This is a genomic window from Trinickia dinghuensis (genome assembly GCF_003367175.1).
Taxonomy (GTDB): Bacteria; Pseudomonadota; Gammaproteobacteria; order Burkholderiales; family Burkholderiaceae; genus Trinickia; species Trinickia dinghuensis.
In genome coordinates this window covers 91,094-111,059 of the sequence record NZ_QRGA01000012.1, presented here as the reverse complement: position 1 = coordinate 111,059, position 19,966 = coordinate 91,094, and the positions used below count along the sequence as shown (strand labels likewise).

At 63.9% G+C, this 19,966-nt stretch carries 16 protein-coding genes; 11 read left to right on the top strand and 5 right to left on the bottom strand.

Annotated features, from left to right (window positions below; translation table 11 throughout):
• The first annotated feature begins 71 nt into the window (after positions 1-71).
• The gene (locus DWV00_RS21630; protein ID WP_115535659.1) at positions 72-800 is read left to right on the top strand and encodes a FadR/GntR family transcriptional regulator; all 729 of its coding nucleotides are present in this window, start codon (positions 72-74) and stop codon (positions 798-800) included.
• A 77-nt stretch (positions 801-877) separates the two neighbouring features.
• Here the strand turns inward: DWV00_RS21630 and DWV00_RS21625 are convergent, their stop codons facing one another.
• Positions 878-2,623 (bottom strand): IlvD/Edd family dehydratase, encoded by a 1,746-nt coding sequence (locus DWV00_RS21625; RefSeq protein WP_115535658.1) that lies wholly within the window; start codon positions 2,621-2,623, stop codon positions 878-880.
• 416 nt (positions 2,624-3,039) lie between these two features.
• Between DWV00_RS21625 and DWV00_RS21620 the strand changes: the two genes are divergently transcribed.
• The 9 genes from DWV00_RS21620 (at position 3,040) to araH (ending at position 13,473) form a co-directional block, all read left to right on the top strand.
• Positions 3,040-3,954, top strand: coding sequence for an ABC transporter substrate-binding protein (locus DWV00_RS21620; protein WP_245964979.1), 915 nt, complete (start codon positions 3,040-3,042; stop codon positions 3,952-3,954).
• Positions 3,955-3,983: 29 nt separating this feature from the next.
• A complete protein-coding gene (locus DWV00_RS21615) occupies positions 3,984-5,498 on the top strand; it encodes a sugar ABC transporter ATP-binding protein (protein WP_115535656.1) in 1,515 nt (504 codons plus the stop codon).
• Positions 5,495-6,532, top strand: coding sequence for an ABC transporter permease (locus DWV00_RS21610; RefSeq protein ID WP_115535655.1), 1,038 nt, complete (start codon positions 5,495-5,497; stop codon positions 6,530-6,532). Before DWV00_RS21615 ends, DWV00_RS21610 begins: the two co-directional genes overlap by 4 nt.
• The gene (yjfF, locus tag DWV00_RS21605) at positions 6,529-7,638 is read left to right on the top strand and encodes a galactofuranose ABC transporter, permease protein YjfF (RefSeq protein ID WP_115535654.1); all 1,110 of its coding nucleotides are present in this window, start codon (positions 6,529-6,531) and stop codon (positions 7,636-7,638) included. The genes DWV00_RS21610 and yjfF overlap by 4 nt, the downstream gene beginning before the upstream one ends.
• A 30-nt stretch (positions 7,639-7,668) precedes the next feature.
• The gene (locus tag DWV00_RS21600) at positions 7,669-8,595 is read left to right on the top strand and encodes a dihydrodipicolinate synthase family protein (protein WP_115535653.1); all 927 of its coding nucleotides are present in this window, start codon (positions 7,669-7,671) and stop codon (positions 8,593-8,595) included.
• A 102-nt stretch (positions 8,596-8,697) separates the two neighbouring features.
• The gene (locus DWV00_RS21595) at positions 8,698-9,624 is read left to right on the top strand and encodes a Gfo/Idh/MocA family protein (RefSeq protein ID WP_115535652.1); all 927 of its coding nucleotides are present in this window, start codon (positions 8,698-8,700) and stop codon (positions 9,622-9,624) included.
• Between the two features lie 216 nt (positions 9,625-9,840).
• Positions 9,841-10,845: an arabinose ABC transporter substrate-binding protein gene (locus tag DWV00_RS21590; RefSeq protein ID WP_115535651.1), complete on the top strand. Its 1,005-nt coding sequence runs from the start codon at positions 9,841-9,843 to the stop codon at positions 10,843-10,845.
• A gap of 5 nt (positions 10,846-10,850) precedes the next feature.
• Positions 10,851-12,383, top strand: a complete 1,533-nt coding sequence (gene araG / locus DWV00_RS21585) for an L-arabinose ABC transporter ATP-binding protein AraG (RefSeq protein WP_115535650.1) — start codon at positions 10,851-10,853, stop codon at positions 12,381-12,383.
• Positions 12,384-12,471: 88 nt separating this feature from the next.
• Positions 12,472-13,473, top strand: coding sequence for an L-arabinose ABC transporter permease AraH (gene araH / locus DWV00_RS21580; protein WP_115535649.1), 1,002 nt, complete (start codon positions 12,472-12,474; stop codon positions 13,471-13,473).
• Between the two features lie 169 nt (positions 13,474-13,642).
• Here araH and DWV00_RS21575 read toward each other — a convergent pair whose 3' ends face one another.
• The 4 genes from DWV00_RS21575 to DWV00_RS21560 all read right to left on the bottom strand — a co-directional run bounded on the left by DWV00_RS21575 (position 13,643) and on the right by DWV00_RS21560 (position 18,544).
• On the bottom strand, positions 13,643-14,737 hold the full coding sequence (locus DWV00_RS21575) for a porin (protein WP_245964975.1): 1,095 nt from the start codon (positions 14,735-14,737) through the stop codon (positions 13,643-13,645).
• A gap of 58 nt (positions 14,738-14,795) precedes the next feature.
• On the bottom strand, positions 14,796-15,512 hold the full coding sequence (locus DWV00_RS21570; protein WP_115535648.1) for a sulfite exporter TauE/SafE family protein: 717 nt from the start codon (positions 15,510-15,512) through the stop codon (positions 14,796-14,798).
• The gene (locus DWV00_RS21565) at positions 15,509-17,053 is read right to left on the bottom strand and encodes an amidohydrolase family protein (RefSeq protein ID WP_115535647.1); all 1,545 of its coding nucleotides are present in this window, start codon (positions 17,051-17,053) and stop codon (positions 15,509-15,511) included. The genes DWV00_RS21570 and DWV00_RS21565 overlap by 4 nt, the downstream gene beginning before the upstream one ends.
• Positions 17,054-17,140: 87 nt before the next feature.
• Entirely contained in the window at positions 17,141-18,544 is a 1,404-nt protein-coding gene (locus DWV00_RS21560; protein ID WP_115535692.1) for a uracil-xanthine permease family protein, read from the bottom strand.
• 347 nt (positions 18,545-18,891) lie between these two features.
• Between DWV00_RS21560 and DWV00_RS21550 the strand changes: the two genes are divergently transcribed.
• Positions 18,892-19,932: a substrate-binding domain-containing protein gene (locus DWV00_RS21550; protein WP_181885550.1), complete on the top strand. Its 1,041-nt coding sequence runs from the start codon at positions 18,892-18,894 to the stop codon at positions 19,930-19,932.
• The last annotated feature ends 34 nt before the right edge of the window (positions 19,933-19,966 follow it).

The following is a 19,966-nucleotide window of genomic DNA, read 5'->3' as shown; positions in this document are numbered from 1 at the left end:
ATGCCATGTGCTATGCTGGCGGACACTTCGCACGGCCCGCGCCGGTGCGAGGCAGACATGACTCCCACCCTATGGACTATCGACATCTCAAGACCCGTAAGAGCATGCACGCGCGGATCGTGCAGGAACTCGGCATCGAGATCGTCAGCGGCAAGTTCGCACCAGGCGATCGCCTGCCGCCCGAACCCACGCTTTGCGAATCTTATGGCGTAAGCCGCCCTGTTTTGCGCGAGGCCACCCGCGTGCTCGTCGCGAAGGGGCTCGTCGTTTCGAAGCCGCGCGTCGGCAGCGTCGTGCGTCCGCGCGAAGAGTGGCACATGCTCGATCCGGATGTTCTATTCTGGACGATCAACGTCACGCCCGAGGGCGATTTCTTTCGCTCTCTACTGACGGTGCGGCGCATTATCGAGCCCGCTGCCGCGGCGCTGGCGGCCACGAACGCGACCGAAGAGGATGTCGTGCGCATTCGCCGCTGCTACGAGCAAATGGAGAACGCCCGGACGTCCGATGCGCTGCTCGAACCCGATCTCGAGTTTCACAGAGCGGTGATGGCGGCGACGCATAACGACATGCTCGCGTTCATCGGCAACATGATGTCGATGGCACTGAGCGAGTCGATCAAGCTGACGAGCCGCCACCCCGATACGCATGCGCTGTCGCTGCCGCGGCACAAGGCGATTCTGACCGCGATCGAACATCGCGATCCGCTAGGGGCACGACAGGCCAGTCTCGTCCAGTTGGAAAACGCAAAGGCCGATGCCGAGACCATTCTCGTCATCGGCGCGCGCGCCGACCGTTAAGCGTCAGACAATTCGACGATTCCACGATTCCGCGATTCGACGAGGCCCGCGGCAATGCGCGGGCCCCCGTAGATGAATCAATGCGAATGCGGCGGCACCTCGGCGCCTCGGCACCCCACCAGGAAATCGAAGTCGCAGCCTTCGTCGGCCTGCAGGACGTGATCGACGTAGAGATTGCGATAGCCGCTGACGTCCGCCGGATTGCGCTTCGAATTCATCTCGCGCCACGTCTCCAAGCGCTGCGCCAGTTCGTCTTCGCTGACGTCGAGATGCAACCGCCCCGATTCGCAATCGAGTTCGATCCAGTCGCCGTTGCGCACGACGGCAAGCGGCCCGCCCGCGCGCGCTTCCGGTGCCACGTGCAGGACGACGGTTCCGTATGCCGTCCCGCTCATGCGCGCGTCGGAAATACGGACCATGTCCGTCACGCCTTGCGCGAGCAGTTTCGGCGGCAGGCCCATGTTGCCCACTTCGGCCATCCCGGGGTAACCCTTCGGCCCGCAATTCTTCATCACCAGGATCGAATCGGCCGTGACGTCGAGTTCGGGATCGGCGATACGCGCCTTGTAGTCGTCGAAATTCTCGAACACGACTGCGCGGCCGCGATGCTTGAGCAGCGACGCCGTGGCCGCCGACGGCTTGAGCACCGCGCCGCGCGGCGCGAGATTGCCGCGCAGCACGCATAGGCCGCCGTCCGCCACGAGCGGCTTGTCGAGCGGACGAATGACTTCGTCGTTATAAAGCGGCGCTTCCTTGCTGTTCTCCCACAGCGAGTGCCCATTGGCCGTCAACGCATCCGGATGCGGCAGCAGCCCCGCTTCGCCGAGGCGGCGCAAAACGGCCGGCAGCCCGCCCGCGTAATAGAACTCTTCCATGAGGAAGCGCCCCGACGGCTGCAGATCGACGACCGTCGGCGTGCCACGCCCGATGCGCGTCCAATCGTCGAGTTCGAGCGGCACGCCGATGCGCCCGGCGATCGCCTTCAAGTGAATCGCGGCGTTGGTCGAGCCGCCGATCGCCGCATTTGCGCGAATCGCGTTCTCGAATGCTTCGCGCGTGAGCAGCTTCGAGAGCCGCAGATCTTCCAGCGCCATTTCGACGATACGCATGCCGGACAAATGCGCCAGCACGTAGCGGCGTGAATCGACGGCCGGGATCGCGGCGTTGTGCGGCAGCGTCACGCCGAGCGCCTCGGCCATGCACGCCATCGTCGAAGCCGTGCCCATCGTGTTGCAGGTACCGGCCGAGCGCGACATCCCGGCTTCGGCCGCCATGAATTGGTGCAGCGTGATGTGGCCGGCCTTCACCTGCTCGCTCAATTGCCAAACGACGGTGCCCGAGCCGATGTCGCGCCCTTCGTGTTTGCCGTTGAGCATCGGCCCGCCGCTCACCATGATCGCGGGGACGTCGCAGCTGGCCGCGCCCATCAGCAACGCAGGCGTGGTCTTGTCGCATCCGGCCAACAGCACGACGGCATCGATCGGATTGCCTCGAATCGACTCTTCGACATCCATCGCCGCCAGATTGCGCGTGAACATCGCCGTCGGGCGCAGGTTCGACTCCCCGTTCGAGAACACGGGAAATTCCACGGGGAAGCCGCCCGCCTCGAACACGCCGCGTTTGACATGCTCGGCCAGCTTGCGGAAGTGCGCGTTGCACGGCGTGAGTTCGGACCAGGTGTTGCAGATGCCGATGATCGGCTTGCCCTGGAACTCATGATCGGGGATGCCCTGGTTCTTCATCCAGCTGCGATACATGAAGCCGTTCTTGTCGGCCGTGCCGAACCATTGGGCGGAGCGGAGCTTGCGGGGTTTGTCTGTCATTGCTCGATGCCTGTATTAGGCAGATATAGTAAAACGATTGAAGTCGTTGCCGCCAGGGGCGCCGAACGGCGCGGGATGACTTTTGCCGTCCCGCCGATTCCGGCCATTTCCCAACTGTTGGCACAATCTTACGCCTTTCCGGCCGCTTCTTGCCAGATTCCAAATAGAAATAGCATGACTATTGGACCGGCGAAGCTGGGGAAAACGCTAATCGATTCGGGTCTTCACGGTGCCTATAGTATGGCTATTTAGAAATCAGCGCGCCTAGCAACAACGAGCAACAGGGGTATCGGCGCGCGGGAAGCGAAGTAGTTCGTTCTAAGTAGCAAAACCAAGCACGCACCAAGACAAAGGAGACAAGCATGGGACGTACGGTACGGTTGGCGCTGAACGCATTTCTCGGAGCGGCACTCGCCATGTCGCTCGTGGTCGATGGCCACGCGCAGGACAAGCAGATCACCCTCGGTTTCGCGCAGGTGGGAGCGGAAAGCGCTTGGCGCACCGCGAACACGGTTTCGGTCAAGGAGGCCGCCAAAGACGCAGGCATCAACCTGAAGTTCTCCGACGCGCAGCAAAAGCAGGAGAATCAGATCCGCGCGATTCGCTCGTACATCGCGCAGAAAGTGAACGTCATCGCGTTCTCGCCCGTGGTCGAATCGGGCTGGGAGCCGGTGCTGCAAGAAGCCAAGAAGGCCGGCATCCCCGTGATCCTGACCGACCGCGCGATCGACGTGAAGGACAAGTCGCTGTACACCACGATGATCGGCTCGGACTTCCTCGAAGAAGGCCGTCGCGCGGGCCGCTGGCTCGAAGAGGAATACAAGAACAATCCCGGCCCGATCAACATCGCCGAACTGCAGGGCACCGTGGGCTCGGCGCCGGCGAACGACCGCCATGCCGGCCTGATGGAAATCATCAAGAACGATCCGAAGTTCAAGATCATCGCTTCGCAAAGCGGCGACTTCACGCTCGCCGGCGGCAAGCAAGTGATGGAAGCGTTCGCGAAGACCTACGGCAAGCAGATCAACGTCGTCTACGCGCATAACGACGACATGGCGCTCGGCGCGATTCAAGCGATGGAAGAAGCCGGCATGAAGCCGGGCACGGACGTCAAGGTCGTTTCGTTCGACGCGACCAAGGGCGGCTTCCAAGCGATGATCGCGGGCAAGATCAACGTCGACGTCGAATGCAGCCCGCTGCTCGGGCCGCAGTTGATGAGCGCGGTCAAGGATCTCGTGGCCGGCAAGACGCTGCCCAAGCGCATCGTCACGAAGGAAACGGTGTTCCCGCAAAACGTGGCGGCGCAAATCCTGCCGTCGCGCAAGTACTAATACCTAGACCTACTTACCGAGCGACGCCCATGACCGGCCCCCTCGTACTCGAAACGCTCGGCTTGACGAAGTCGTTCCCTGGCGTCCATGCGCTCAAGGGTGTCGACTTCCGTCTGTACGCCGGCGAAGTGCACACGTTGATGGGCCAGAACGGCGCTGGCAAATCGACGTTGATCAACGTACTGACCGGCGTCCATGCGCACGATGCGGGCGACATCCGCATCGACGGCCAGTCCGTTCGCTTCGCTGCACCGCTCGAAGCCGAGGCGGCCGGCATTCGCACGCTCTATCAGGAAGTCAACCTCTGCCCCAACCTCTCGGTCGCCGAAAATATTTTCGCGGGGCGCCAGCCGCGCCGCCGCGGGGCGATCGATTGGAAGGCCATCAACGTGGGCGCCCGCAAGGCGCTCGACCAATTGAACATCTCGCTCGACGTCACGCAGTCGCTCGATACGTACCCGATCGCCGTCCAGCAAATGGTGGCGATCGCGCGTGCGGTCAGCGTCGACGCGCGAGTGCTGATTCTCGATGAACCGACTTCGAGCCTCGACGATTCCGAAGTGGCGAAATTGTTCGAGGTCATCCGCAGATTGAAAGCCGCGGGCATGGCGATTCTGTTCGTCACGCACTTTCTCGAGCAGACGTATGCAATCTCCGATCGCATCACCGTCATGCGCAACGGGGAGCGCGAAGGCGAGTACCTGGCCAAGGATCTGCCCGTCGACGTACTCGTGCACAAGATGGTCGGCAACGTCCCCGTTGCCGGCGAGCGCTCGACGTCGAAGGGGCAAGCCGCCGCGGCCGGCTCTGCCGCTTCGTCGAACTTCGACATGCGCGGCGTGGGCCGGCGCGGTGCTGTGCAGCCGATGGATCTGACGCTGGAGCCCGGCCGCATCGTCGGCCTGGCGGGCCTGCTCGGTTCGGGCCGCACGGAGACGGCGCGGCTGCTGTTCGGCGCCGACCGCGCGGATACCGGCACGATCACCGCCGGCGGCAAGCCGATCAAGCTCGGCTCGCCGCGGCATGCCGTGCGGCACGGGATCGCCTACTGCCCCGAAGACCGCAAGAAGGAAGGCATCGTCGGGGCGCTGTCGGTGCGCGAGAACATCGTGCTGGCGCTGCAGGCGCGGCGCGGCTGGTGGCGGCCGCTCGGCCGCGCGAAAGAAAGGCGGATCGCCGAGCACTACGTGAAGGCGCTCGGCATTCGCGCCCGCGACATCGAGCAGCCGATCGAATTGCTTTCGGGCGGCAATCAGCAAAAGGCGCTGCTCGCGCGCTGGCTGGCCATCGATCCGAAGATGCTGATTCTCGACGAGCCGACCCGCGGCATCGACGTCGCCGCGAAGTTCGAAATCATGGATTACGTCAGCAAGCTGTGCGAGAAGGGTCTCGGCATCTTGCTGATCTCCTCGGAAATTCCGGAGGTATTGCGCATTAGCGACCGCATAGCGGTGCTGCGCGACCGCCGCAAGGTGGCCGAGCTCTCGGGCGACGCGCTCGACGAGCAGGCCGTTTATCGACTCATCGCCGGAGGCCAAGCATGACCGCTCGCCCGCTGCAGGCGATCGCGCGCCATCCGTTGTTGTGGCCCGTCGTCACGCTGCTTCTGCTGTTCGCGCTCGATGTTGCGCATCGGCATGATTTCTTGGCGATTACCGTCCTCGACGGCCACTTCTTCGGTGCGCCGATCGACATTCTCAATCGCGCGGCACCGCTCGTCGTCGTCTCGCTCGGCATGACGCTCGTGATCGCGACGCGCGGCATCGACATCTCGGTCGGCACGATCGTCGCCATCGCCGGTGCGACGGCCGCGATCATCCTGGCCGCCGACCCGAACCAGGTGGGCCTCGCGCTGGCCGCGGCGCTCGGTGTCGGCCTGCTGGCCGGCGCTTGGAACGGCCTGCTCGCGGCCCTGATCGGCATGCAGCCGATCATCGCGACGCTGATTCTCATGGTGGCCGGACGCGGTGTCGCGCAATTGTTGACCGGCGGCCAGATCATTCCGATCGGCGCACGCGGTTATCTGCGTCTCGGCGACGGCTACTTGGCAATGGTGCCTTGCGCGGTGTGGATCGCGATTGCCGTGTTCATCGCCACGTCGCTGCTCGTCAATCGCACGGCGCTCGGGCTGCTGGTGCGCTCGATCGGCGTGAATCCGGTGGCGGCGCGGCTCGTCGGCCTGCGCTCGACCGCGATCACGTTCGGCGTCTACGTGTTTTGCGGCTTCTCGGCGGCCATCGCCGGGATCCTGACGAGTTCGAACGTGCGCAGCGCCGACGGCAACAACGCCGGCCTGCTGCTCGAACTCGATGCGATCCTTGCCGTGACGCTGGGCGGCACGTCGCTGATGGGCGGGAGGTTTTCGCTCGCCGGCACGGTGCTCGGCGCGCTCATCATTCAGACGCTTACGTACACGACCTACTCGATCGGCGTGCCGCCCGAAGCAACGCTCGTGGTCAAGGCATTCGTCGTGATCGTCGTCAGCGTGATCCAATCGGCCCGTGCACGCGAGCTGCTTGCCGGACTGGCCACGCGCCTGTCCACTTCTTCCACTCGCGCGCAGGCGGAGGTGCAATGAGCGCGTTCATTCGTCGTCTTCTCGATCCGCGTACGCTGCCGATCGTCGTCACGATCGCGCTGTTCGCGGCGCTGTTCGGCTTCGGCTCGTTCATGTACACGGGCTTCGGCTCGCTGCAGGTTCTGTTGGGGCTGCTCGTCGACAATTCGTTCCTGCTGATCGTCGCGATCGGCACGACGTTCGTGATTCTGTCCGGCGGCATCGATCTGTCGGTTGGGGCGGTCGTGGCGTTCACGACGATCGTCTGCGCCGTCTGCGCCGAGCATTGGCACTGGCCGATCTATGCCGTCGTGCCCGTCGTTCTGCTGATCGGCGCCGCCTTCGGCGCGGCTCAGGGCGCGTTGATCCACTACCTGAAGCTGCAGCCGTTCATCGTGACGCTCGCGGGTATGTTCCTCGCACGCGGCGCCTGTTTCCTCGTCACGACGCAATCGATCACGATCACCGAGCCTACGTTTCATGCGGTGGCCGACTACAACTTGCAGATCGGCAGCGGCCAATTGAATGCCGGTGCGCTGATCGCGCTCGTTACGCTGGCGATCGCCATTTACATCGCGCATTTCACGCGCTTCGGGCGCAACGTCTACGCGCTCGGCGGCAATGAAAAATCGGCGCTGCTGATGGGCTTGCCGGTTGCCCGCACGAAGATCGGCGTGTATGCGCTGGGCGGCGTGTTCTCGGCGCTCGGCGGCTTGGTCTTCACGCTTTACGTGCTCTCGGGATACGGCCTGCAAGGCCAGGGCATGGAGCTCGACGCGATCGCGGCGAGCGTCATCGGCGGCACGCTGCTGACGGGCGGTGTAGGCTACATCATCGGCTCGGTGTTCGGCGTGGGCGTGCTCGGCACGATCCAAACGCTGATCACCTTCGACGGCACGCTCAGTTCGTGGTGGACGCGCATCGTCATCGGCGCCCTGCTGTGCATCTTCTGTTTGCTGCAGCGCGTGATCGAGCGGCAAGCGGCGCGCCGCAAGTCGAACGGCTCGGGTCTCGGCAGCGCTCCGGCCACCGACGGCAAGAAGTCCAGTATCGGCGGCGAGGCCGACGGTACCGCCTCTCTCGGGTTGCGCGCACGCCTGACGCGCCGGCCCCGCATGCTTGGATAGTCTTTATTAGGTTTATTAGGAGTTCGAACAGTGACCGCATCGACCCGCCCCTTCTCGGGCCTATTCCCCGTCGCCCCGACGCCGTTCACGGAAACCGGCGAACTCGACCTCGACGGCCAGCGCCGCGTGCTCGATTGCATGATCGACCAGCGCGTGGACGGCATCTGCATTCTCGCGAACTACTCCGAGCAGTTTCTGCTGACGGATGCCGAGCGCGAGGTCCTCATCGATCTGTGCTTGACGCACGTGGCCGGCCGCGTGCCGGTCATGGTGACGTGCAGCCACTTCAGCACGCAGATCGCAGCCGACCGCGCGAAGCGCGCCGCGCAAGCCGGCGCCAGCATCATCATGGTGATGCCGCCGTATCACGGGGCATCGCTGCGTGTCGACGAAGCCGCGATGTTCGACTTCTTCGCCCAGGTGGCGGCTTCGGCCAACGTGCCCGTCATGATTCAGGACGCGCCGCTCTCCGGCGTGACGCTGACGGTGCCGTTCCTCACCCGCGTCGCGCGCGAGCTTCCGCTCGTGCGCTACTTCAAGATCGAAGTGCCGCAAGCGGCGGCCAAGCTGCGCGCGCTGATCGCCGCGGGCGGTGACGCGATCGAAGGCCCGTTCGACGGCGAGGAAGCCATTACGCTGCTGCCCGATCTCGATGCCGGCGCGACCGGCACGATGTCGAGCGCCCTCCTGCCCGATCTGATCCGCACGGTATTCGACGATCACCGCGCGGGCCGCCGCGATGAAGCGCGGGCCGGCTATGCGCGCATCCTGCCGCTGATCAACTACGAAAACCGTCAATGCGGATTGCGCGCGACCAAGACGGTCATGATGGAAGGCGGCGTGATCAAGAGCGACGCCGTGCGTCGTCCGCTGGAACCGCTGGCGCCGGCCACGCGCGCCGAATTGCTCGAACTCGCACGCGAAGCGAACCCGCTCGCGCTGCGCTGGGGCCTTTGATAAACGGCCGAGGCAGAGAATGAGACAACCCCCACGCTCGCTTCGCTCCCTGCCCCCCGAGGGGGCGCTCTCCCCCCTTGGGGCGGCCCGGCGGAGGCAGAGATGAAAAAGATTTCGATCGCTCTCATCGGTATCGGCAAGATCGCCCGAGACCAGCATTTGCCCGCCATCGCGGCCGATCCGCGCTTCGATCTCGTCGCCTGCGCGAGCCGCAACGCCGTGGTCGACGGCGTGCGCAATTATCCGACGCTCGAGGCGTTGCTCGAAGCCGAGCCTAGCGTCGAAGCCGTGTCGCTGTGCGCGCCTCCGATCCCCCGCTTCCAGCAGGCGCGTGCCGCGCTCGCGGCCGGCAAGCACGTCATGCTCGAAAAGCCGCCCGGCGCGTGCTTGAGCGAGGTGCGCGCGCTCGACGAGATGGCTTACGCAACGGGAAAGACGATTTTCACGAGCTGGCATTCGCGACATGCGCTCGGCGTCGAGGCCGCGCGTACTTGGCTCGCCACGCAAGACATTCGCCACGTGCATGTTCGCTGGAAAGAAGACGTTCGCCGCTGGCATCCGGGCCAAGCGTGGATTTGGGAACCGGGCGGCCTCGGCGTGTTCGATCCCGGCATCAACGCCCTGTCGATCGTCACGCAGATCTTGCCGCGCGAAGTCGCCCTCGTTTCGTCGACGCTGAGCATTCCCGCGAACAAGCAAATGCCGATCGCGGCCGATCTCGAGTTGACCGACACGACCGGCGTGAAGATGCGCGTCGAATTCGACTGGCGCCATGGCCCAGAGGAACTTTGGGAGATCGAAGTGCGCACGGCCGACGGCGCGCTGCTGCTCTCCCAGGGCGGCAATCGGCTGCAGATCGACGAGCGCGACGTCGCGCTGGGCCTCGTGCATGAGTATCCGGCGCTCTATAGCCGCTGGCACGACCTGATTCTGCGTGGCGAGCGCGATGTCGATGCGCGGCCGCTGAGTCTCGTGGCCGATGCGTTCCTGCTTGGGAAACGGGAGATCGTCGAAGCGTTCGAAGAATGAGTCGAATTGAAACGAAATGAGGTGAATCCCGGCGTTCCGGTGGTCCGATCTCGTATCTAGGTACGGGCGCGGGCCGCCTCCAACCTATCCAATTTACCGTCGTCTGCTCGCCCCATCGCGGGGTACTTCATTAAACGTTTAGTAGTCCTAATCTACTTTGTTTAGTTTTTAGCTTTACAACACGGCCTACGACAGGCCGACAAGAAGGAGACTAGTATGACCAGCAAGCTTCGCCGCTTCACCTTGCGTGCCATGATGGCCGCGCTCGTGGCCGCACCGCTCGTGGCCCCGCTCGGAGTCCATGCGGAAGAGCCCCTGAAGATCGGCTTTCTAGTGAAGATGCCCGAGCAGGCATGGTTCATCAACGAGCAGAAGGCCGCTACGGCCGTCGGCAAGACCGACAACGTCAGCGTCGTCAATATCGGCACGCCCGACGGCGAGCGCGTCCTGAGCGCGATCGACAACCTCGGCGCGCAGGGCGCGAAGGGCTTCGTCATTTGCGCGCCCGACGTGCGCCTCGGACCGGCCATTCAAGCCCGCGCCAAGAAGTACAACATGAAGTTCGTGACCGTCGACGATCAGCTCGTCGATTCGTCGGGCAAGCCGCTGGCCGGCGTGCCGCACCTCGGCATGTCCGCGTTCAAGATCGGCAACCAAGTGGGCCAAGCGATCTCCGACGAGATGAAGCGCCGCGGCTGGAACCCGGACGAAGTGGGCGCGATCCGCATCTCCGACTATGAATTGCCGACGGCCAAGCTGCGCACCGACGGCGCCACGGAAACGCTGCTCAAGAACGGCTTCAAGAAGGACAACATCTTCGACGCGCCGCAAAAGACGACCGACGACGAAGGTGGCTTCGTGGCCACCTCGCCCGTTCTGTCGAAGCACCCGAACATCAAGAAGTGGGTGATCTTCGCACTGAACGAGGAATCGGTGCTGGGCGGCGTGCGCGCGACGGAACAGCTGCATATTCCGTCGAAGGACGTGATCGGTGTCGGCATCAACGGCGCCGGCGAAGCGTTCGCCGAGTTCCAGAAGAAGGAACCGACGGGCTTCTACGGCACGATCGCGGTCAGCTCGACGAACCACGGCAAGCAAAGCGCCCAGAACCTGATCGACTGGATCCGCGCGGGCAAGGAGCCGCCGGCCGATACGCAAACGACGGGCGAACTGATGACGCGCGACAACTGGCTCGCCGTGCGTAAGGAACTGGGGATTTAAACGTCATGCATGACGCGAACGACAGCAACGTAGTGCTCGATGCGGACACGCCTGCGCCGTACCTGCAGTTGGACGGCATCACCGTCAGTTTTCCCGGCGTGCTCGCGCTCGATCGTGTGTCGTTCGCGGTGCGCGGCGGCGAAGTGCACGGCCTGATGGGCGAGAACGGTGCCGGGAAATCGACGCTGCTGAAGGTGCTGTCGGGCGTCAACGTGCCGCAGTCGGGCACGTTGACGCTCGGCGGCATCGAGCAGCATTTCTCCGGGACGAAGGCTGCGATCGAAGCCGGCATCGCCATCATCTATCAGGAACTGCATCTCGTTCCCGAGTTGACCGTGGCCGAGAACCTCATGCTCGGCCAATTGCCGAGCCGCCTCGGCGTGCTCAGCGAGCGCGCGCTGATCGAGCGGGCCACCGAGACGCTGGCGCGTCTCGGCGAGCGCATCGATCCGCGCGAGCAAGTGAAGAACCTCTCGATCGGGCAGCGTCAGATGATCGAGATCGGAAAGGCGTTGATGCGCGATGCGCGCGTCATCGCCTTCGACGAGCCGACGAGTTCGCTCTCGGCCCGCGAAACGACGCAGTTGTTCAAGATCATCAACGGCCTGCGAAAGGAAGGCCGCGCGATCGTCTACGTCACGCACCGGATGGACGAGGTCTACGAGCTTTGCGACCGCGTCACCGTGTTCCGCGACGGGCACTCGATCGAGACGTTCGAAACCGTCGACGGCCTGGAGCGCGATCGCTTGATCAGTTCGATGGTCGGCCGCTCGATCCGCGACGTCTACGGATATCGGGCGCGGCCGGTCGGCGACGTTCGGATCGAAGCGAAGGATCTGCTCGGACCGGGGCTGTCCGAGCCGGTTTCGTTCAGCGCGCGCAAAGGCGAAATCCTCGGATTCTTCGGGCTCGTCGGCGCCGGGCGATCGGAGTTGATGAAGCTCGTCTGCGGCGCGGTGCGGCCGGCCCAGGGCGAGATCGAGCTCGACGGCCGCCGCATGCGCTTTTCGACGCCGCGCGACGCCGTGCGCGCCGGCATTGCGCTCTGCCCCGAAGACCGCAAGCAAGAAGGCATCGTCGCGATTGCGTCGGTATCCGACAACTTGAACATCAGCGCGCGGCGCCATTCGAGCTTCGCGAGCTGGCTGCTCAACGAACGGAAAGAACGCGATCTGACCGACGAGTACATCGAAAAGCTCTCGATCAAGACGCGCAACGGCGAAACGGCGATCGGCACCCTGTCGGGCGGCAATCAGCAGAAGGTCATTCTGGCGCGCTGGCTCGCCGAGAAGATCGACGTGTTCGTGATGGACGAACCGACGCGCGGCATCGACGTGGGCGCGCGGGCGCAGATTTACGACCTGCTCTACGGCTTGGCCGAGGCGGGCCGCACGGTGCTGATGGTCTCGAGCGATTTGGCCGAAGTCATCGGTGTCTCGGATCGCATCATCGTCATGAAGGAAGGCCGCGTGGTAGGCGATCTACCCAAGGCCCAGGCAAGCCCCGATCAGCTGATCAAGCTGGCCCTGCCGCAGTGAACTTACCGATTCCGCTTCCTAAGCAGTACTGATTGTTTGGCCGGGCGAGCAGCACAAGCGCGAGCACGGCATCGAAAGAGACGAGACCATGCAACAACCTCAAACCCTATCGCAAACCGCACCGAGCGGACCGGCGGCCTATGCGGCCAAGACTTGGCGGTTGCTCAACAAATCCGGCATCGTCATGGTGTTCGCGATTTTGTTCGTCGTGCTGTGTTTTACCGTGCCCGACTTCCTGACCAGCCGCAACATGCAGGGCTTGCTGCTGTCGGTCACGCTGATCGGCTCGATCGCCGTGACGATGATGTTCGTGCTGGCGCTCGGCGAGGTGGACCTGTCCGTCGCATCGATCGTGGCGCTGTCGGGCGTCGTGGCGTCGACGGTGATCACCGCGACGCATAGCGTGCTGCTCGGCGTGACGGCCGGGGTCATCGCCGGCGGCGCCGTCGGCCTCTTCAACGGGGTGCTGGTCGCGCGCTATCGCATCAACTCGCTGATCGTGACGCTTGCAATGATGGAAGTCGTGCGCGGCCTCGCCTTCATCGTATCCAACGGCGACGCGGTCATGATTTCCGAAGAGCGCTTCTTCGATCTGGGAGGCGGCTCGTTCCTCGGGATCTCGTATCCGATCTGGAGCAACATCGTCGGCTTCGTGGTGTTCGGGTTCATCCTGCGCAAGACGGTGTTCGGCAAGAACGTGCTGGCCGTGGGCGGCAATGGCGAGGCTGCCCTGCTCGCGGGCCTGCCCGTGATGCGGATCAAGATCATGGTGTTCGTGCTGCAAGGTCTGGTTACGGGCTTCGCGGGCGTCATGCTCGCATCGCGGATGAGCCTTGGCGACCCGAAGACATCGGTCGGTCTCGAACTCGGCGTGATTTCAGCTTGCGTGCTGGGCGGCGTGTCGCTGACCGGCGGTGTCGCCACGATCTCGGGTGTGCTCGTGGGCGTGCTGATCATGGGCTCCGTGCAAGATGCGATGAGCCTGCTCAACGTGCCGACGTTCTATCAGTATCTGATCCGCGGCGGCATTCTGTTGCTGGCGGTGCTCTTCGACCACGTCCGCCGGTCGCGGAGCGCACGCGTGCGCTGAAGTTGAAGATTGTCGGAACGAATGCACCTATCCCTATTGAACGGCGTACCGGGCGGATCACCGCCCGGCCGCCCTGCTGGTTTGCTGGTGTGACGTGTCTCCGAGGTCCTGTCTGACCTTCGGTTCGGCCGAGCTTTCGCGTTCGGCCTTTTTTTCGTCCGCCGTCCGTTTAGAACAGGTGGTGAATGCCCGTCAAAACGACGATCTGCTTATTCGTCGACGACGGTCCAACCCCGATCGTGTCGGCAATCGCGCTCGATGAGGCTCGCTCGAGCGAAACGTCGACATAGACTTGCGTTGCCTTCGACAAGGCATACACGTTCGCTACGGTCAGTTGCGCCCAGTGCCCGCCGTCGAAAGACGCGCCCCAGCCCCCAACGTCGATTTCCTCGGCCGGAGTCAGGTGGAAGTTAGCGCCGGCATCGACCGCCCGGAAGTTCTCCGACGCGCCGTTCTTTGCCACTCTCACCTGAGTTGCGACCGCGTGCAGCAACACCTTGCCCACTTCGTAGCTCCCCCCGACGCCTAGTTCCTTGACGCTATCGGCCACAAACGGATTGCCGTTCGCAAGATTGATCCCTCCGAAGTTCGTCAATCCGAATCCGGAATTGAGGTTCAGCGTCCGATCGTGATACTCCGAATAGGTGGCCGCCAGTTTGAGCGGACCGTTCGCATAATTGACGCCGAGGCTATAGCTGCGCCCCGCCGTGCTGCTCGATGATGCGCCGGGAAATCCGTACATCGCGCCGAAGCTCAAACCACCATATGCAGGGCTCCGAAACTTGACGGCGTTCGACCATTCGGAAGGCACCGTGTTGCCGAGCCCGTCGATGTTGGCCGGATGAAATGCCGAGAAATTACCGAGCGACTGCCCCGTCGAGAACGGCCCGAGCATTTCGAAGTTCCAGTCCGTCATGCGGCCGAGCGTCAAGGTGCCGAACCGATTATCCGAGAGTCCGACGAACGCCTGGCGATTGAAAAGCACGCCGGCGCTCGACATGCTGCCGTTGATCGTCGAAAAGCCCGATTCGAGTTTGAAGACGGTTTTCAGCCCACCGCCGAGATCTTCGATGCCGGTCAGCCCCCACCGATCCGCTTGATAAGTACCCTGCTGCGCGAAAAACGAGCTGTGGCCGCGCAGGTTGCTGGCGTACCCCACCCCCGCATCCGTGCTGCCGTACAGCGTGACGCTGCTTTGTGCGTGTGCCGTGCCCGCGACGACGCAAAGCGCCGCCACGAGACAGTTTGCATGTCTCATTTTCATTTCTTCCTCAATGGAACGAAGAGAACAACGACTAACGAAGACGCTTGCGCGCGCGGCGCTATGCGAGGGTTTGGATCAAGATCAGTGCGCCGGACACGATGGCGAACACCATCACCGCGATACGCAGCCGCCCGCCTTCGGTGTGCTGATGCACGACGCGGCTGAGCAGCACACCCAGCGCCACGGCGGGAATCAGCGCGAGCGCGGGCTCGACCGTCGTCATCCGCACTCGCCCTGACCAGCAGAAGAACACGAGCGACACGACTTCTCCGATCGCAAAGCACAGGGCGATCGTCGAGCGCAGTGCCGGCGGTTTGTGATGTTGAAACACCATCGCGAGCGCCGGTCCGCCGATGCCGGTCGCGGTCTCGGTGATCCCGGTCACCGCGCCGGCGAGCACGAAGACGTTGCGCCCCGGCGTGAACGACGGTGCATACAGGGTGGCGGCCGCCGCGACGATCGTGAAGATACCGATCAGCAGATTCAGGTTGTGCGCGGAGAGCCGGCTCAAGATCCAAACGCCGCCTACGGCACCGGCGATACGCCCGAGCGTGATCCACAGTGTCCCGCCCGAATCGACGGCGGGACGCTCGCGCCACGAGACGTAGAGGTTCAGCGGCACCATCAGAATGAGCAGCGACACGGGCACCATGGCCGGTGCAACCAGACTGGCGATCGGCGCGACGATCAGCGCGAATCCGACGCCGACGGCCCCTTGAACGAACGATGCGACGACGACGACCAACGCTAGCAAAAGAAATGTCGTAAGACTCACAGCGCTCCTCCGCTAGAACCGGCAACTGCATGGATTGTGGGCAAGCCGCCGCTCGCATTCGCAACGGCGAACGCCTCCGTTGCGAGCGCGGCGGCAGATGCCGCTGGGCGAGCCTGCTGCTCATCGTAGGCCCGCTGGGCTTCGTCGCGATGCACGCGCACGATCGGAGCACGCGCAACCGCTTCCGCGGCCGCCGCGTCGATCTCGCGCAGGAAGCCGCGCGCATCCCAATCGAGCGGCCAGCCGTGCCACAGCCGCAGCCTGCCGCCGACGAACACGGCAACGATCTGGTCGCGGTTCGCGAGGCGGACGAGTTCCCAGCCGAGGTTCCAGGACGGCTTCATTTCGGGCACGTCCACGTCGACAAGCAGGAAGTCTGCCGCGTACCCGGTCGCGATTGCCCCGATCTTGGCAGACAGGCCAAGCACGTCGGCCGAACCGGCGAACGCCTGCTTCAACCATAGCTCACCGCCACCGCACGATGCATCGCCGCTCGTCAGACCGAACGCGATCCGCTGCGAAGCTTCCGCGGCATCGATCAGACGAAACCCGTCGCTGCGCGTGCCGTCGGTCCCGAGCCCGAGACGAATGCCGAGCGCGCTCATCTGCAAGGCGGGCGCGACCGCATTTCCCTTCCACTGGCTTGCCACAGGGTTGTACGCGACCGCGGCGCCGGTATTCGCCAGCATGTTCAGTTCAAGCGGCGTGACAAGCGTCGCGTGCGCGATCAGCGTGTGTGCATTGAGCGCGCGGACGTGATGCAGATGCTCGATCGGGCGCATTTTGCGCGCAACCAGCGAGCGCTCTACCGATGCAAGATGTTCGTTCGCGTGCGTCTGGAACACGCTGCCGCTCTCGGCGCATAGGGAGGCGACCGCATGCAGGACGTCGTCGGATGCGGCCTCGGGCACGGAAACCGCGAGCGACGGATACACGAGTGCATCGTGTTCCCACTGGGCAAGATGCGCGCTCGCCAGGTCTTCGATCCGTGCACGGTCGATTGCGATTGCACCGTTGCTGCCGAGGTTGTTGCAGATGAGCCCGAGCACGCAGCGCACGCCGGTCTCATGGGCAGCGGCCGCGATTGCCGCACCGCCGTCGTCCGCGCGCGTGCCCGCATCGCAGACAGTCGTGAAACCGCCCCGCAATGCTTCGAGCGCGGCAAGCTTCGCGCTCATGTAAAGCAAGCGTTCGTCAAGGCAACGTTCCAGCGGCACCCAGATGCGCTTGAATATCTCGGACGGTTCGCCGAACGCGAGCGCCTTGCCGAACGACTGGGTCAGGTGGTGATGCGTGTCGATGAAGCCCGGCATGAGCAGCTTGCCCGGCAAGCGCTTGGGCTTCAGATGAGGATAGGCCGCCATCGCGGCGTCGAGCGGCGCGACGAACGCGAATTTGTCGTTCTCAACGACAACGCCATAGCCGCGCGCCGGCCCATCGGCCAGCAGTACGTGCTCGGGTGCGAGCAGCATCGGGCCGCGAGGGAAATCGTCCGGTGAGAGATCGTGTAGGCCGTTCGAGGCCTGAAGCGGATAAGGCATGATGTTTCCGTGTCGGGATCTTAGATCTTGATGAGCGGTGAACGGATTGCTTCGATTGGTTCGTTGCCGATGAATATGGCCCGGCGCTCAGCGAACCGAGGGCGCCGCCTCGTCGTCGTGGGCGGTCGTGCGAAGCCCTGCTTCGATCGCTTTCGTCGATGCGACGCTGCGCGTCGGGCGGCGCAAGTTCAGGTGGTGGAACACGATATTGACGAGCACGGCAGTCAGCGCACCCATTGCAAGACCGTTGTTCAGCACGATCTGCAGCGTCTTGGGAAAGTGCGCATAGACGCCCGGCACGACCACCGGCAGGAGCCCCATCGTCAGCGCGCTCGCTAGCGTGTACATGTTTGCGCGCGAGCGCAGGTCGACGTCGTGCAGCAAACTGATGCCCATTACGCCGATGATCGAGAACACGATCAGCGCGGTGCCGCCGACGACGGGCGCCGGAATGGCATCCGCCAGCCGTGCGAGCGGCGCACAGAGCGCAATGAGCACGAGCAGCACGCCGGCCGATGCCGTCACGTAGCGGGAACGGACGCCCGTTGCTTCGACGATGCCGATGTTCTCGCTGCTCGTGATGATCAGCGAGGTGCCGAACAGCCCGCCGATGAACGACATCAGGGCGTCGCCGCGAATCGTACGGGGAACGGCATCGTGCGCATCGATCTTGCGGCCGACCACCTCGGCGATCGCAATGGTCTGCCCGGTCGCTTCTGCCATCGACGTGATGCTGAAAATGATCAGCGGCAGCGCCGCGACGATATCGAAGTGCGGCATCCCGAACGGCAGCGGCGTGGGGACGGCCAGCACGGCGCCATGAAAGACGCTGCCGAACTTCATCACGCCGATGACGGCGCCGAGCACCGTCCCGGCCAGCAATCCGAGCAGCACCGCGAGCTGGCCGGCCATCCCTTTGAAGATCTTCGCGAACGCGACGGTGAACGCGATCGTGGCGAGTGCGAGCCCGACGTTCAATTGACTGCCGAACCCGGGGGTGCCCGGCTGGCCGACGATGACGGTGCCGTAGATCTTGATCAGATTCGCCGCGACGAGGATCAGGATCGAGCCGATTACGATGCGCGGGAAGTACTTCAGACAGCGCTTGAACACCGGCAGGATCAGCACATAGCAAAGCGCGCTCATCAGGACGGCCCCGGCGGCCGTCCGCAGATTCGTTTGCTGCGCGATGATCACGAACATCACGACCGGCGCACCGCCCGGCACCATGACGAAGGGCATGCGTGCTCCGAAGCGCCAGACGCCGAACGACTGAACCAGCGTGCCGAGCCCGCAGACGAGAAAAGTCGCGCTGATCAGATCGACGGTCAACGCGCTCGAAAGGCCGAGGGCCTTCGAGACGAGAAACACGGCCGTGATGGGCGATGCCGCGACGACGAGCACGTGCTGTAGGCCGAACAAGATCAGTTTCGCGAGCGGCAAGCGCTCGTCGACGGGATGGGGGGAGGCACAGCTGCTACGACTCGACATGACGGCAATCTCCTCTGGTGCGACGCTCTGCTGCTGGGTTGTTGCGAAAAGGCGGCGGCTTTTTCCGAAGCCGCTCAATCGTCCCAAATCGATTTGGGATAGGAGCAAAAAAATTTTGTGCGTTCCCAAATCGATTTTCGAGACAAGAATCTTCTGTTAACATCGCGGCGTCAAGGGTTAGTGCAAGGGTGTTTACCCCGATCAGCAGGAATGTTTCCTCAGACGGTTGCGCCTGGCCGCCCTCTAAGCCGAGCCATTATCATTACGCTGACCACTGACGCGTTCGCCAAAACGGGCGCGCCGGTCTTGCACACCGCCTCGATCACGCCCGCACCGGAGCACACGCCATCGATACGCCCCACCCCATTCCCCGTCGCGCGACCATTGCCGATGTCGCCCGCGAAGCCGGCGTATCGCGCACGACCGTATCGCATGCGCTCAACGACAAAGGCTATGTCGATGCACTGACGCGGGAGCGCGTGAAGGCCGTTGCACGCGAGCTCGGCTACCGGCCGAACGTGCGCGCGCAGCGGCTGCGCACCGGCGAAGCGCGAACGATCGCGCTGATCTCGTCGATGCCGTTCGAAGTCGCGGGTGGCGCGTCGCGGCTTGGGTTTTTGATGGAGGTTGCCGCGGTCGCGGCGTCTGCCGCGCTGGTACGTGGTCTCGCGCTCGTGCTCGTGCCGCCGATGTCGACCGCGCGGCTGCCGCTCGAGCAACTCGATATCGACGGTGCGATCGTGATCGAGCCGACCCAAGACGACGTGAACGTCGCGTTGCTGCAAAGCCGAGGATTGCCGATCGTCTGTATCGGCCGCGCCCCGGGAGACGACGCGGTGCCGTACATCGACTTGCACACGCCGGCGACGACGCAACTTTTGCTTGCACATTTGCTCGCGCAAGGCGCGCGGCACATCGCGTTGATGATCGGTGCGCAGCAGCGCAATTCATACATCGATGCGCATGCAACTTATCTGACGTTTTGCTCGGCACACGGGATCGATCCGGCCGTGGTGCACGTCGACGAGGCGGGTGGCGAGCAAGCTGCCTATGACGCGTGTTTACGCCTGCTCGCACAGCACCCGGAACTGGACGCGATCTGTGTACCGGTCGATGCCTTCGCCATCGGCGCGGTTCGCGCGATCGGCGAGCGTGGTTTGCGTATTCCGCAGGACATGAAGATCGTCACGCGCTACGACGGCGTTCGCGCGCGTAGCTGCCGGCCACCGTTGACCGCTGTCGACCTGCATCTCGATGATGTGTCCTCGCTTGCGGTCGATCTGTTGTTCGCGCACCTTGGAGGCAAGGCGGAACAGCTAGCGGTCGAGCCGCCCGTACCGCAACTCGTCGTGAGGGAGTCGTCGGTACTGAATGCGAAGACTGAGTAACTCGTAGAAGCCGATGATGTACTGGTTGATGTCG